At 37.1% G+C, this 13,757-nt stretch carries 12 protein-coding genes; 4 read left to right on the top strand and 8 right to left on the bottom strand.

Annotation, left to right across the window (positions count from 1 at the left end; genetic code table 11):
- Window positions 1-67 precede the first annotated feature (67 nt).
- Window positions 68-1,093, bottom strand: coding sequence for an AraC family transcriptional regulator (locus tag EGS71_RS02720; RefSeq protein WP_001013801.1), 1,026 nt, complete (start codon window positions 1,091-1,093; stop codon window positions 68-70).
- 191 nt (window positions 1,094-1,284) lie between these two features.
- On the opposite strand from EGS71_RS02720, the gene EGS71_RS02725 reads away from it, so the two are divergent.
- From EGS71_RS02725 to EGS71_RS02735, 3 genes are read left to right on the top strand one after another with little or no spacing between them, the layout of a single operon-like run.
- Window positions 1,285-2,199 carry an alpha/beta hydrolase gene (locus EGS71_RS02725; protein WP_025464662.1) on the top strand — a complete coding sequence of 305 codons (915 nt, stop codon included), beginning with the start codon at window positions 1,285-1,287 and terminating at the stop codon, window positions 2,197-2,199.
- 30 nt (window positions 2,200-2,229) lie between these two features.
- Window positions 2,230-3,090 carry an SDR family NAD(P)-dependent oxidoreductase gene (locus EGS71_RS02730; RefSeq protein ID WP_000872855.1) on the top strand — a complete coding sequence of 287 codons (861 nt, stop codon included), beginning with the start codon at window positions 2,230-2,232 and terminating at the stop codon, window positions 3,088-3,090.
- A gap of 45 nt (window positions 3,091-3,135) precedes the next feature.
- Window positions 3,136-3,978 carry an SDR family NAD(P)-dependent oxidoreductase gene (locus EGS71_RS02735; protein ID WP_000049722.1) on the top strand — a complete coding sequence of 281 codons (843 nt, stop codon included), beginning with the start codon at window positions 3,136-3,138 and terminating at the stop codon, window positions 3,976-3,978.
- 77 nt (window positions 3,979-4,055) lie between these two features.
- Here the strand turns inward: EGS71_RS02735 and EGS71_RS22905 are convergent, their stop codons facing one another.
- The 5 genes from EGS71_RS22905 to EGS71_RS02755 all read right to left on the bottom strand — a co-directional run bounded on the left by EGS71_RS22905 (window position 4,056) and on the right by EGS71_RS02755 (window position 11,242).
- Entirely contained in the window at window positions 4,056-4,703 is a 648-nt protein-coding gene (locus tag EGS71_RS22905; protein WP_319822702.1) for an HNH endonuclease, read from the bottom strand.
- Window positions 4,690-4,839, bottom strand: a complete 150-nt coding sequence (locus EGS71_RS22735; RefSeq protein WP_002010087.1) for a hypothetical protein — start codon at window positions 4,837-4,839, stop codon at window positions 4,690-4,692. The genes EGS71_RS22905 and EGS71_RS22735 overlap by 14 nt, the downstream gene beginning before the upstream one ends.
- Window positions 4,840-5,260: 421 nt before the next feature.
- Window positions 5,261-9,568 (bottom strand): hypothetical protein, encoded by a 4,308-nt coding sequence (locus tag EGS71_RS02745; RefSeq protein WP_000131509.1) that lies wholly within the window; start codon window positions 9,566-9,568, stop codon window positions 5,261-5,263.
- A gap of 92 nt (window positions 9,569-9,660) precedes the next feature.
- Window positions 9,661-10,209: a TetR/AcrR family transcriptional regulator gene (locus EGS71_RS02750; protein WP_002004508.1), complete on the bottom strand. Its 549-nt coding sequence runs from the start codon at window positions 10,207-10,209 to the stop codon at window positions 9,661-9,663.
- 721 nt (window positions 10,210-10,930) lie between these two features.
- A complete protein-coding gene (locus tag EGS71_RS02755) occupies window positions 10,931-11,242 on the bottom strand; it encodes a helix-turn-helix domain-containing protein (protein ID WP_000737062.1) in 312 nt (103 codons plus the stop codon).
- A gap of 295 nt (window positions 11,243-11,537) precedes the next feature.
- On the opposite strand from EGS71_RS02755, the gene EGS71_RS02760 reads away from it, so the two are divergent.
- Entirely contained in the window at window positions 11,538-11,978 is a 441-nt protein-coding gene (locus EGS71_RS02760) for an HD domain-containing protein (RefSeq protein WP_000193132.1), read from the top strand.
- A gap of 35 nt (window positions 11,979-12,013) precedes the next feature.
- Here the strand turns inward: EGS71_RS02760 and EGS71_RS02765 are convergent, their stop codons facing one another.
- Both EGS71_RS02765 and surE read right to left on the bottom strand, forming a co-directional pair.
- Window positions 12,014-12,658, bottom strand: coding sequence for a hypothetical protein (locus tag EGS71_RS02765; RefSeq protein ID WP_000817307.1), 645 nt, complete (start codon window positions 12,656-12,658; stop codon window positions 12,014-12,016).
- A gap of 11 nt (window positions 12,659-12,669) precedes the next feature.
- The gene (gene surE, locus EGS71_RS02770; RefSeq protein ID WP_085944055.1) at window positions 12,670-13,641 is read right to left on the bottom strand and encodes a 5'/3'-nucleotidase SurE; all 972 of its coding nucleotides are present in this window, start codon (window positions 13,639-13,641) and stop codon (window positions 12,670-12,672) included.
- Window positions 13,642-13,757: the final 116 nt, after the last annotated feature.

Raw genomic sequence — 13,757 nt, forward strand, 5'->3', positions numbered from 1 at the left:
AACATCTGCATATCTTTTTTAAAGCATTTTTATAGAGCTAAAAGGTAGAACTTATAGTATGAAAGTTCTACCTTAACTCATTCATTTCTTCTCTAGCTTGTTGTGGTGTTTTACCCGACCACTCTTTATAAGCCCGTGTAAATGGACTGTGCTCGGCATAACCTAACAGTAAAGCTATTTCTATAATTTGTAGCCTTAGATCTTTTAAATACGATTTTGCCAATTCGTAACGGACAGTATTTAATTCTTTCCGAAAATTCGTACCTGCCTCAGTTAAACGGCGTTGCAAGGTTCTACGTGAGTAATTTAATCGCTCTGCAAGCTGTTCAATACTGGGTTCGCCTTGATGAAGTAAGTAAGCAATCTGTTTACGAACTTGATCTGTAATTTCATCAATATGTGGCAGACTTGCCAGTAACTTGTCGGCATGTTTTTCAAGTATGGCAACTAAGGCGGCGTCGGAGTTTTTAAGCGGTAGACTTAAGATTTCCTTATCAAAACGCATAAGTGCCACGGGTTGCTCAAAAAGCACAGGACAACCAAAATACTCCTCATAAGGCTGAACATTTTCAGGCTGTTCATGAATAAAATGTATTTCTTTAAGTCTTTCTTTTCCTCTAATGAGACTACGGCAAAATTGAACTATAACGGTACGGCCAGTTTCGTCCGATAAAGGGCCGACTTGCTCACCTTTTGTATCCCATGAAAGCTCTACATATTCAGTATAAATACGAACAGTGGCTGGATAAACATCATAGACAAGCCGCTGATATCGCTCAAACCTTTCTAAAACTGCCCCCAGATTTTCACAAGCAAGAAATACTGACCCTAAAACACCTAGATGCTGAGCTGTAATGGTTTGACCTACATGTAAACCAATGAAAGGGTCATTTAAATAATCTTTGGCAATAATGAGAAGACTTTCCCAATGATCGATATCTACGCCTTCTAAATGATTTGAATCTGCTTTAGGCCACGGTTCACCCAATACCTTTTCTGGGTCATGTCCTAGTTTTTCCAGATATTCAAATAATAACTGAACATAGATTTCAGAAATCCTTCTTCTATATAACGGCTTATTCAATCCATTCATTCCGTATAGTTCTAATTTGGCGCCAATTATCAATTAGTGTACTTAAAGCTTTTAAACAAAAGCAAATGACTAAACACACCTACTCAATCCAAATTTTGGCGCAAAGTGTCAAGCAATATGGCAGCTTTCATCAAGCCCTATCTCATTATTTTTCAGAAGATAGCGTTATAGCCAATATTGAGAAAAATACGATGGGTAAAAGTCTGAATAATGTGCCCCAAGCACCACTTGATGTTCAGTTTAATTCAAATGGCATGAAATGCAGCGCCTATTTATATCGTCCAGCGACCGAGGCCACTACACCAATTATTGTAATGGCGCACGGTCTGGGTGGTACTCGTAGAATGCGTTTAACAGCTTTTGCAGAGCGCTTTGTGGCAGAGGGTTATGCTTGTTTAGTGTTTGATTATCGCTATTTTGGTGATAGCGAAGGACAACCTCGACAATTACTAGATATAAAAAGTCAGCTCGAAGACTGGAAAGCCGCTATTGCCTATGCACGTAGTCTAGAAAAAATTGACCCAAACCGCGTAATTATATGGGGAACTTCTTTCGGTGGAGGCCATGTGCTGGCAACAGCTGCTGAGGATAATCGACTTGCTGCTGTTATATCACAATGCCCCTTCACTGATGGTTTCTCATCTAGCATGGCAATGGACCCGATAACGACCCTCAAGCTCACGGGACTCGCTTTAAAAAACAAGATTGGATCAATACTCGGCGCCAAGCCAGTCATGGTACCTCTTGCAGCACCATTAGGATATACAGCATTAATGAATGCACCTGATGCTTATTCAGGCTATCTCGCACTCATGCCTTCAGATTCAAATATTCCAAACTATGTCGCTGCACGTTTTGTACTCGACATCATACGCTATTACCCGGGCCGTAAGACATCACGTATTCAAGCGCCTGTGTTGTTTTGTGTCTGTGATACCGACTCGGTGGCGCCCTCAAAAACAACATTGCGTCATGCGAGCCATACACCCAATCATGAAATTAAGCACTACGCCGATGGTCATTTTGAAATTTACGTTGGAGAAGCTTTTGAGCGTGTTGTTCGTGATCAGATCGACTTTCTTAAACGCATCGTTCCAGTCAAGTAACAGTAAATTTAAAATATTTGGAGAAAGTCCATGAAATATGACCTGAACAAAAAAGTTGTTTTAATTACAGGAGCCGCTGGAGGAATTGGTGCAGCAACAGCCCGTGAATTTTATGCATTAGGTGCAAACTTGGTACTCACCGATATGCAACAGGAAGCTGTAGATAAACTTGCATCTGAATTTGAGGCGTCTCGTGTTTTACCATTAGCGCTAGACGTTACTGATGCAGTAGCCACAAAAGATGTAGTCCAGAAAACAATAAAACACTTTGGACACCTTGATATAGCTTTCGCCAATGCAGGTATCTCATGGCGTGATGGTGCTTCGACAATTGCTAGCTGTGATGAAGCTGAGTTCGATAAGATTGTTGAAGTTGATTTACTGGGTGTCTGGCGCACAGTCCGTGCTGCCTTACCAGAGGTGACCCGTAACAAAGGACAAATCCTCATAACCTCTTCTGTTTATTGCTTCGTCAATGGAATGGCAAACGCTCCATATGCCGCTTCAAAGGCGGCAGTAGAAATGCTCGGACGCTGTCTCCGTACAGAAATTGCATATACTGGCGCAACCGCTAGTGTTGTCTATCCGGGCTGGACAGCAACACCAATCGCTAAGGTCGCCTTTGGGGGTAACGCAACTGTAACGAAGATGATTGAAGCAGCATTTCCAGCATGGTTACGCAAGCCTATTTCTCCGGAATATATGGCGCAAGCAATTGTAAAAGGTGTACAGCGCCGACAGCCACGGATTTTTGCTCCAGTGCGCTGGGTTCCGTTCTCGATATTACGCGGAATGTTTAATGCAGCTAGTGATGCAATGGTTATACGCCACAAGAAATTGCAGGGATTACTTCAACAACTTGAAAGTGAATCTAAACCTGCCCAGAAATAATCCATTGCCTTAAAGCTCATTTATAAAAATGTCTGGAAATCTGATATGTCTAAATACAAATTAAAAGATAAAGTTGTCGTAATTACAGGTTCAACAGGTGGACTAGGACTTGCGATTGCCCAAGCATTACAAGCCAAAGGCGCAAAATTAGCACTCCTAGATTTAGACCTTAACAAAGTTGAAAGTCAGGCAAAACAGCTAGGTGGGCAAAGCATTGCCGCAGGTTGGGTAGCCGATGTACGCTCTTTGGAAAGCCTAGAAACGGCTATGGCAAAAGCAGCTAAACACTTCGGTAAAATTGACGTGGTGATTGCAAATGCTGGCATAGCTACAACAGAAGCACTAGAACATATGGCTCCTGAAACATTTGAGCGAACCATCGATATTAACCTGACTGGAGTATTTCGTACTTTTCGCGCAGCTATACCGTATGTAAAACAAACTCAGGGATACTTACTGGCTGTATCTTCAATGGCAGCTTTCGTTCACTCCCCATTAAACACTCACTATACTTCGAGTAAAGCAGGCGTTTGGGCTTTATGCGATAGCCTTCGACTAGAATTAAAATATTTAAATATAAGCGTTGGTAGCATTCATCCAACTTTCTTTAAAACACCATTAATGGACAATATTCAAAATGACCCAGCAGGTAAAGCTGTGTGGAAAGGTAACTCGGGTATTTGGAAATATATCTCTATTGAGGAAGTTGTCTCGGGCGTAGTTGAGAGCATAGAACGGCGTAAAGATATGACTGTTGTACCTAAAATAAATACTCCGATTGCTAAAGCACCCGCATTGTTTAGAAATGTGATTGAGTTTCTAGGTTTCAACCGTAAACAGCTTAAACAAACCATGCTCTTGGCAGAGAAAAACCAAAATTCATTTTAGGTCTTTTCGGACACGGATGTTTTTGAGATATCCGTGTTTATTTTATTCGCTAATCATAAAGTTGAGTCTGTATGTACTTACACCACATTCCTCTTAATCATTTTTTGTAGATCATCGACTGTTAATGTTTTATCTCTTTTTCGATGGATAACAGCATGGCAGTTTGCACATAATGGGACTAGATCCGTCTCAGGATTTACTACTTTTTCACCTACTGAAAAAAGCGGCTCTATGTGATGGATATGGATAAATCCTTTCGCATAATCACCATAAAATTCTTCAAAATTAAAGCCACATGCAACACATGTATAGCCATGAATTAAAATTGCTTGTTTTCTAAGCTTTTGATCTCTTTCATACTTAGTAGTAATTTGTAGAGATGGTTTACCTTCTACTCCAGATTCAAAACTTTGGCTATCCTCATTAGATAATAGTGTTTTTGTTTTTGAAATAGGTCCTAAATTCGCCAGGTTTATAATTGCATTGTAAGTATCATCATCAATCTTTCGTACACCATCTCTCCAATAATTCTTTTCCTTATTTTTAGGAATTTTTTCTAGATATTCATTATTTATTTGAAAATCAACTGCTTGAATAAAAGGCCTAAAATTAATAATTTCCGCTAAAAGTTCTTTGTCGTTATTGATGGAAATAACATCTCCTATCTCAGCGATCCCAAAGTAATGAGGAAACTTACTTAGTCGACGAGATTCAAAATTTTTTATCTTTCATCCTGCCTTTGTAATAAATAACTTTTTCACCAGTTAAGAGCAAGTCCTTATATCTTTTAGGAAAATGATAAACCTCACCGGTTAAATCATCCCATTGGGAAATATCATTTTCTACAATAACTGTTGGCATCTTTATACCTAACGAACTCAATTTAAAATATTAAAAAAGATGTCAAAATGATCTATGGTCTAAAAATACATTTTAAACTTATTTAGTTTATTAAGTTAATAATCATCTATGAAAAATTTAATAATTAATCATAAAGTTAGCTTTAAGTGAACGTCAATTAAGTAATAGATTTAGAAATACTATAGATAATTTCCAAAACTGGTCTTCAAATTGGATAACATTTAAACTTTTAAGATTGTTATAATGTTTCCATCAATTAAAACCTTAGATAAAAAAGGACCTAGAAAGCTCTATTTTTTATTATTCATACCCCGTAATATTATGAATATTAAAAAATTTATTCAGTTTTAACTTTGATACACTTTTAGTTAAAAATGAAAAAATTCAAGTTTTAGCCTTGATCCAAAGAACCATTGTCATATTACTCATTAGCAACTATAGAGTAGTCTATTCCTTTGACAGAAATATAAAGCTCTGGGCGCTCATCCATTATTTTGTATGCAATTCCTTGAAGCCAATTCACAGTTTCATTAAGGTTCATCTTCTCTTTTGTTTCTGGATTTTCCCATTTGCGAGTCTTTCTCATACCAATAAGAAGACAACCAACGTAACATCGTTCATGATTCAAATATCGACCAACGAGTTGGTCAACCAATGCTACTTTTAAATCTGCTCCAGTCCATTTGTTTCGATTATCATCAAGCTTTAATTCAATTGCTGCATACTTATCCATAGCAGTGGGTAGTAATCTAATATCAGTTCTCTTTTCTGTAATTACTACAGCTTCTTGCGTTACGGTATAGACACCTCGACTATTTTGTTGAAGCCAATATGAAATAAAGCGACGCAGCTCAGTTTCGCCTTCAACTTTTCGAAGAGTATCAATAATACTTTGCTCATCATTCAATAAGTGGTATTCAAAATCATCTAAACGATTATTCATCACTGTAAAAAGTGAAGCATCGTCATAGGGTGAATAATTTAATTCTCTATCGAATTTATTAAAAGTTGACGCACTCATAGCTTGAGGTTCTGAAATTCTAGATGCAAGTTCAATAGCCATTTGTTTCAATCGACTACTTAAGTGACTAAATTCAGGAAGAGATGATAAATCATATAGAACGGATATTGTGCCTACCACTTGAGTTTTTGAAAGACATTCTAGTAGATATCCACCTGCTAGCTTAGCATCATCTCGTATATTAGGTTGATATGACTCTTCTTCATTTTGATTATGTTCCATTTCTTTTACAATCTGATACGAACGAATCACTAATTCTTTCAAGATATTCAGTCTACGGATAGGCTCTATTTCTTCAAATGATAGTTGTTTGCCCCTATAACGATCACCAAATACTATAGTAAACAACGCAGCAGCACTTTCACTTCTATCCTCACTAAATTGTATAACCCTATTGCAAGCTTTATCTAAATCAAGTGAAGCTAAGATCACCACGCCTGAATTTCTCTCATCAGTTGTGATTTGTGAAGTATCCAAATAATTATTTATTAAATTTATAAAAGCTTCTTTACATTGAGTAGAACCATATGATGCAACAAGTTCAAAAATATGGTGTAACTCACTAAGATAGCCTTTCATTATTAATCCAGCGATTGCATCAAGTTTACTCATAAGAGTAGAAAGAGCAACTTCTTTAACTAGCTGAAACTTTGAATATAAAATGTCTTGAAATATTGGTAATTTCTCTAACTCTAGAAAATCTTCAATTTGTGCGTGGATTTCACTAGTAAAGACCTCTTCAATAGCTGAAGGGTGCACTATTTCTAATTTAGACAGAAAATCAGCAAAGCCATTTAGCTCAATTGTAGAAATTCTAACTGCTTTAACAGCTTCATCATGAGATAAGCTCTCTGCCCAATTCGATTTTTCCGAACAACACTTCACTGCTGTAAGGCTCATTAAACTTTCATAAGAAAAAGTATTCTTAGACGCCTTACTTCGTTCACTATATAATGCAACTTCAGCATTTTTCCAGAAAATTGACATTTTAGACCTTAAAGCCTCAAGAAATTCTAGCGAGAATACCGTCTCAATAAGCTTAGAGTCCCATGGTCCCCATTCATCAAGATGCTTTACTTGTCTTAAAATTTTAAACACATTGTAGAGAGTATTTTCTAACTCCTCCTCATGTAAAAAAAAGGTATCACTACTTAAAACTTTTTCTCTCCATATTTTCCATCCCTTAATTCGTTCTTCTTCTTTTTCTTTATTCTCTAACGCCAGCTTTTGATATTTAATTTCGAGTTCACTAGGCAACGTTGGAAGTGGGTTAAGTATTCTTTCGAGCTGAATACAATATTCTTCTTTGCCGAATGTTAGTTCCATCATTTTTTGCGCTAACTGAGGATTTTTTTCACTTCCTATAAATTGAAGTAATTTTTGAAATGCTATATTTTTTTTATTAGTTGAATCATTACTAATAAAGGCATTCATTAACCATGGTATATCATTATCAGTAAAAGGATGTAATACGTCGTCATAATCAAGTAAGTAAGTATTGTTAAGAGATTTGATCTCTTCTGCCAATTCCTCTACAAGTCTCAAACATGCCCAGTAGTAAGCTTCTCTTAATAGGATGTCTTTAGACAATAAATCTTGCAACTCTTCAATTTCTGTCCGAGCCACAATACTTCTTCGATGCTCACCAAAATGAAAAGCGATGGTAAGGCACCATGCCCATTGTCGAATATCTTCGGGGCCAGAAGGGAGTGTTTTTAAACATGAGTAAATTACGGCATCAACAAAATGATCGTATTTTGAATGGGCGTCATACACTTCACAATCTTTATTACGATGAATCCATATTGTTTCAGCAAAGTTATCTCTTAAATAGATCCTCTGTTCATTTGTTAGCGACTCTGATTTTACAGCTTGAAAAAGTTGATAGCCTAACCCATGGACATTATTTGGCACTTCATCTAGTGTTTTGACAAGGTTGAAAAACTCAACTTCTGTAACAGCATGAGGCATAAGGTTGGGTAAGATATTTCGAACTAATTGTTCAGGCCATCCTCCATGTACTATTGCCTTTCCAATTTTTTGCTTTTGTTCTAGATCTCCAAACTCGAGCACACTCCATGCTGCATATAGTCTATGTTGGGAGGGAAGATTGTCATCAAATAAAGCATTCCAGGCCAAATCTATACAATCATTCATAGGAGTTAAGTAAATGAGTTCTAGAAGAAGTTCACGGGTATCATATCCCGTATAGGCTTGTGGCCATAAATTTCGGACTACAGTAGCTAACTCAGGCGTTGCAATACGCTTTAATTCAGTATGACTAATACCCACACCACACCATTTGCTATTACTAGCAAATTTTTCAACATATTTACAAATGAGCTCTTCTCGATATTCAATTGACAATAATGCTGGTAAACCTTGCCGAAACATCAATGATGGTGCTCGAATTTTCACCTCAGAATAAATGTCCGGATACCACAGAGCCATCCATGCTACAAGAGGTTCCATACTAGGTATGACAATTTTTTCTTCTTTGACATTCACAAATAGCTGTCTAAATAAGTCTCTTGTACTAAGTCCTTGCTCTCTAATTTTTTTTAGACGCTTTGCAGCTAAATATTCCTGAGTAGAGCGATGATGGAATCGAAAGGCATTTACACCGGTCGGATCAAAAAGTGGGGTTCCAAGTAGCTCACATCGCTCTTCATAAGTCCAATCGGTGAGTATTTCACTAATGTTAATCATATCTACAGTATAAGTAGAAATTTCTGAATGAATTGATCTTCGCTTCATCATAAAAAGAGCTAAGGCTAAGCGCTCAACACCTTCAAGTGCCTTTTCTTCACTTAACAAGTTTCTTTTCTTAGCAGATACTGCCCGAACTTTTTGTTTAATTCCAAATTGAAGTTGTTCTTCAAGATTTCCCAATTTTTCTTCAGTAGATAGTTGGGCTAGTGCCGAAATAATTTCATACGGTAAACGATAAAGGTGCCATAATTCTTTTTCTTCTAAATAATGTTCAAATATTCCCGCATGATCAGGAGCATATGATTTAGCAAATTCTACTGTTTCATGTCGATTAAATGGAAGTAATGCTAGGACTTGAATAGGTTCATTTAATAATTTATTTTCCCTCTCGAACTTATCAGATTTTTCATGAGAAATAATAGTATTAAATACTTTCTCACCATCTACAAACTCACCCTCATGTCTATGATAATTTTCTTGAACCACTAACGTAGAAAGGGCTCTATAGTCCAACTCCTCATTCCAGTCATTTGGTCGACAGGATATATAAAATCTAGAACGTGAAAGTGCATTTCCAATAGCCTGTTTAATTTTTCTCAATGCTTTGCGAAGTGTGCCTTGGCGTAATTTTAATTCATCTACAGCATCTAGAAAGAAAGTAGCAGTATCAGTCATTGAACCTTCTTTCCAGAATTCAAATTCTTCCTCTTCTTCAACAGTAATAACATCAAAAAGTTCATGATCCTGAAGTAGCTCTAAAGGTATAAAAAATGAAAACTTTTTTTTACTCTTCAATAATTGATGTTGTCGCTGAAACTCAAAAGTTTTACCACATTTCCCCTCGCCCAATATAACCACACATTGACAGTTATTAATATTTTCCCAATTTATTCCACTTTCCTTCTTCCACCCAACAGATAGAGAATTGGAATTTTTAAGTTCATTTGAGGAATAGGGAGCAAATCGACGTATACTAGCAACGTGGTTATCGGTCATTCTCTTTGATATTCCTGAAATAAAAGAAGATTACAAAAACAATATACTCAAATTACCGAAGATTACTAGTTAAACAACCAATCAGCTAATAATCACCCCATCCCCCTCAAAAACACCTCAACCATTCTTTCATCAACTTCATCTGAACTTAAACGCTGAATAATGGCGCCTTCAATTAAATATAAAAATAATTTGGCATCGGTAAAGGAAGCATCGGGTTTAAGTACTCTAAGCTGACTATAGGTTTCATTGATGAGCCATGTTCTATATCTTATGGCGGTTGTATATGCATTTGGGTAGGTATTTTTGATTTCAAAAATGGCTTTAAATAACAGGTAGTACAGCCCGTCTACATCGGTATGTAGAACATAGAGTTTCTTGAGTTTGTCGATTGCGTTTGTGTCGTGGTCGTATTCGACCATAGCAACCACTTTTTCTTGGAGTCGTTCTTTTTGCACCATTAGGCAGATTTCAATTAACCGTTCTTTAGAGTGAAAGTAGTTATAAAAAGTTGCTTTGGTAATTTCGGATTCTTTTACAAGTCTGTCGACGCCCACAATATGAAAACCGCGGCGGTGAAATAACTCAATTGATGTATTTACAACTTTTAATGCACGTGTTGGGAGAGTTAAATTTGGCATATTTTTACCGTTATAAATTAAATTTTTGTTGTATATAAATGAGATATAAAAACTGCTGGCTTTTTTGGGAGAAAAAAGGCATAGCAAAGCCGTAAAGACTGTGCCCAGCACATCTCAAGTTTTAATTGTTCGAAGTTTTAAGTAATAACGAGCTAAAGCCTGACAAAGCCTTACGGCGATCAAGCTGCGTTAAATGTTTTAAGCTGTGTTGTTATAGCTTTTGGCAAGGGTTGCCAAGAAATGATGGATGCGCAAAGCCAACTCCTTATATATGGAGTTCTGCCAGAGCATAAGATTTATGGTGGCAGAACGAAAGAGGGTTAGCAGACTAGTCACTCAACTAGCACACCCGAAGGTGTCCCTCTCCCGTCCTACCGCTACGGGAGGGAACTGGGAGTTTACGCACAAAACTATTCCTCAGAAAGAATAAATTCTGATGCGGAGTGAACGGTCTGCTAAAACCGACTGGCAATGTAGGCCAGCCCGCAAATGGTAATCTTCAATATTTGAAGTGTCAATGTGAAATTGGCTAGAAAATATTTAAATAATTATTATTTTTCATTTAATTACATAATTAAGGATACTCTTAAGTAATATTTACAATCTGCTTTTATATCATTAAGTTAAATTTTAAAGTTGCAAAAATTTATGTATTAGATTGGCTCAAAATTTATCATTTTAGTGTTCACAAGCGTTCCCTTGTGAACATTTAAATAGTTTCTTACTCGTTTGGCTTTATAATTTTGCTAACAATATGTTCATGCGTAGGTACAAGCCCTGCTTTTAAACCAAGTGGTTTAAACACTTTATCTAACACAGACTGAGTGAGTTTACCTTTATCCTGCTCAATGTCCGTTAAAGTCCGACGGCTTATACCCACCAAATTAGCATATTGTTCTTGCGACAAACCCAACACATTTTTGCGTAAATACGATAGCAATTGCCCCAAAGTAATCTCACTCAACAAATATTGTTTATATAAATCTATAAGAATCTGCTGACGGTCTTGGGCTTGTATTGTTAATTTTTTCATTCGTGTAAATGAGCAATTATTTTCTCAAAAATACGATAAAAAAGACTTTTTGTGAATATATTTGCTCAATTTGATTTATTTTAGATAAAAGTGAGCAATTTTTTGCGCATCTCATATTTATAGATAGCAATAATTTATTTATCCGTTTTCATATGTTGAATATTACATTGTGGAGATTCACCAAACAAACGAGAGTATTCACAACAAAGTAGCTTATTCAGTATAAAATTATGACTTAAACTACCCATCTCGCCCATTAGGCCGTGTCATATACTTAAAGTAATAAGAGCAAAAAATGACTCAAAATAAAGTTGAATTAGCAGAGAAATTGTCAAAAGAGTCTCATCAAGGCCAAAAGTATGGTTCTCATGATTACTTTGATTACCATATTAAAGGTGTGGTCAACTCATTAATTGAGCACCAATTTTCAGAAGTCTATATTATTACAGCCCTTCTCCACGATAGCGTTGAAGATACGCCTCTTACCCTAGCCAAAATCGAAAGTTTATTCGGAAAAGAAGTTCGTGATGCGGTTGATGCATTAACTAAACGAGAAACTGAAACACGCGAAGAATATTTAATTCGTTGTAGTTCAAATCCGATCGCTCGAGTCGTGAAACTTCATGATGCAGCCTTTAATGCGCACAACTCACATAAAGAAAATAATCAATCACGTGTCGATTATTACCTTCAAACCATGTTGATTGTTTCAACGGCGCAAGATAGGTTGAGATAAAAGACAACGAAATAAATCCGTTGCCTTTTTGATTTTTAAGATTGCGCAAATGCCCAAATGTCTTTTGATGCAATGGTGTCAGATACGAGTCTAAAACTCATATGCTCTAAGTCTTCATCTACCACAACATAACCTTTCGAGTTATTTTTTAATGCATCACACTTATTATCGGTAAGTTGATAGTTTGCTGTATTGGCTAATGCACTTTCAGTAATAACACCCGTAAACACACAATTTGAATCTTTCGAGACAATTTTACCTTGTGCACTAACCTCGGCATTTACCGTCGTTCCATCTGGAAACGATAAATCGTAGGTGCCGACCAATTGATTAAGCAAAAGTTTTTGATCAGCAATTTTTTCATAATGTGCTAATTCGACTGTCATCGCCTGATTAGACTGGTTGCTTCGCCAAGCTTTGGTTTTTGCATCGTAGCTCATCACAATCTTGGCACGGTTTTCGTCATCATCTAAAACCAATAATTTAGAACCATCTGCACCAGAATAGTATTTACCCGCCATAGGTAATTCTTGATCAGTTTCGGTACTAATAATATAAGTACCGACGTCTAAGCTCGGCGCTAGTGCAGGTTTTTCAGTCGAGACTTGGTCATCATGATCATTGTCATTACAAGCCGCCAATCCAAGTCCAAGGAGTAAAACCAATAAACAACGTTTCATGGTCTTGCTCCTTACTTGTTAAATAAGCTTTTTAAACGGATTTTAAGCCATTCTTGACCTGCTGGTCGTTGGTCATAAGCAACTTGCATGGCAGTCACAGCAATTTTGCTTTGCATTACAGCACTTTCATCCGACATTTGAGCGGCAGTTGGCGCCGATGGTGCCGCATCGATTCCTAAGCCAAATTGATTGTTGCCTTTACTATCTTTGGTCACTTGGAACTTCAATTTATATAAGTCATAAGTCCCAATCTTTGAAAAAGCAAACGGCGTGCTGGTTGTTAAATTTTTAGGAAAATTCACATTTAGCGTAATGCCTTTTGGCAACAATTGGCCCTTGCCTGCCTTAGCTTGTAATTCTTTTAATAACACTACAGTTTGCTTTGCCACAATTGCAGAGTTAGGGTTGTTTAAAGTTTTGTCATCTACCGTGTTTGTATCGGCGCTTAATGCAATAGACGGAATCCCGCGTGCTGCCGAAAACTGTACATTGCCAATGGTGCCAGAGTGTACAACGACTTTTCCGACATTTTGGCCTTCATTCGGGCCAGATAAAACTAGGTCTGGTGCTTTACCCCAGCGTTTTGATGCAACCACGTCTAGTCCATAAACTGTTGCCATGACTGGTGTGCCATGCGTGTAATTCCAGTCGCCATTGGTATAACCCGCTTTGGTAAAAGTTCCAGCCGCAGGTGCACCAATGGGTGCTGCGCCATTGTGACAACCGTTTTCAGCCGCAATTTGCTTATCATTATCCGCGGTAATCGTCGTTGAGCTGTACATCACAATTGCACCACCACGACCACTTTGTGGTGAACACGGTACAGACACAACCACGTTATGCCCATTTGCTTTTAATTCGTCATAAAGTGCTTTGATATTGCTGGTTAGGCCGTCATCGTTAACCAATAAAATATTTAATGCAAAAGCTGGAGTCGTACACAAAGACAGAATAAGGCCGCCCAATAAACTCTTTTTCATCACTTAACTACCATGTTATTAAATTTCGGTTTGTATGGTAGTGGTGGTATATGTATGTTTAGTGACTAAGTATAAATATATCAAAAACCCACTTTCGTGGGCTTCATTAAAAATATCAC

Origin of the sequence: Acinetobacter sp. FDAARGOS_559, from assembly GCF_003940475.1 — a bacterium.
GTDB lineage: Bacteria > Pseudomonadota > Gammaproteobacteria > Pseudomonadales > Moraxellaceae > Acinetobacter > Acinetobacter baumannii.

Excerpts from the sequence above, each read along its gene's own strand:
- EGS71_RS02720 (WP_001013801.1), bottom strand. The coding sequence starts at position 1,093 with ATGAATGGATTGAATAAGCCGTTATATAGAAGAAGGATTTCTGAAATC.
- EGS71_RS02725 (WP_025464662.1), top strand. The coding sequence starts at position 1,285 with ATGGGTAAAAGTCTGAATAATGTGCCCCAAGCACCACTTGATGTTCAG.
- EGS71_RS02730 (WP_000872855.1), top strand. The coding sequence starts at position 2,230 with ATGAAATATGACCTGAACAAAAAAGTTGTTTTAATTACAGGAGCCGCT.
- EGS71_RS02735 (WP_000049722.1), top strand. The coding sequence starts at position 3,136 with ATGTCTAAATACAAATTAAAAGATAAAGTTGTCGTAATTACAGGTTCA.
- EGS71_RS22735 (WP_002010087.1), bottom strand. The coding sequence starts at position 4,839 with ATGCCAACAGTTATTGTAGAAAATGATATTTCCCAATGGGATGATTTA.
- EGS71_RS02745 (WP_000131509.1), bottom strand. The coding sequence starts at position 9,568 with ATGACCGATAACCACGTTGCTAGTATACGTCGATTTGCTCCCTATTCC.
- EGS71_RS02750 (WP_002004508.1), bottom strand. The coding sequence starts at position 10,209 with ATGCCAAATTTAACTCTCCCAACACGTGCATTAAAAGTTGTAAATACA.
- EGS71_RS02755 (WP_000737062.1), bottom strand. The coding sequence starts at position 11,242 with ATGAAAAAATTAACAATACAAGCCCAAGACCGTCAGCAGATTCTTATA.
- EGS71_RS02760 (WP_000193132.1), top strand. The coding sequence starts at position 11,538 with ATGACTCAAAATAAAGTTGAATTAGCAGAGAAATTGTCAAAAGAGTCT.
- EGS71_RS02765 (WP_000817307.1), bottom strand. The coding sequence starts at position 12,658 with ATGAAACGTTGTTTATTGGTTTTACTCCTTGGACTTGGATTGGCGGCT.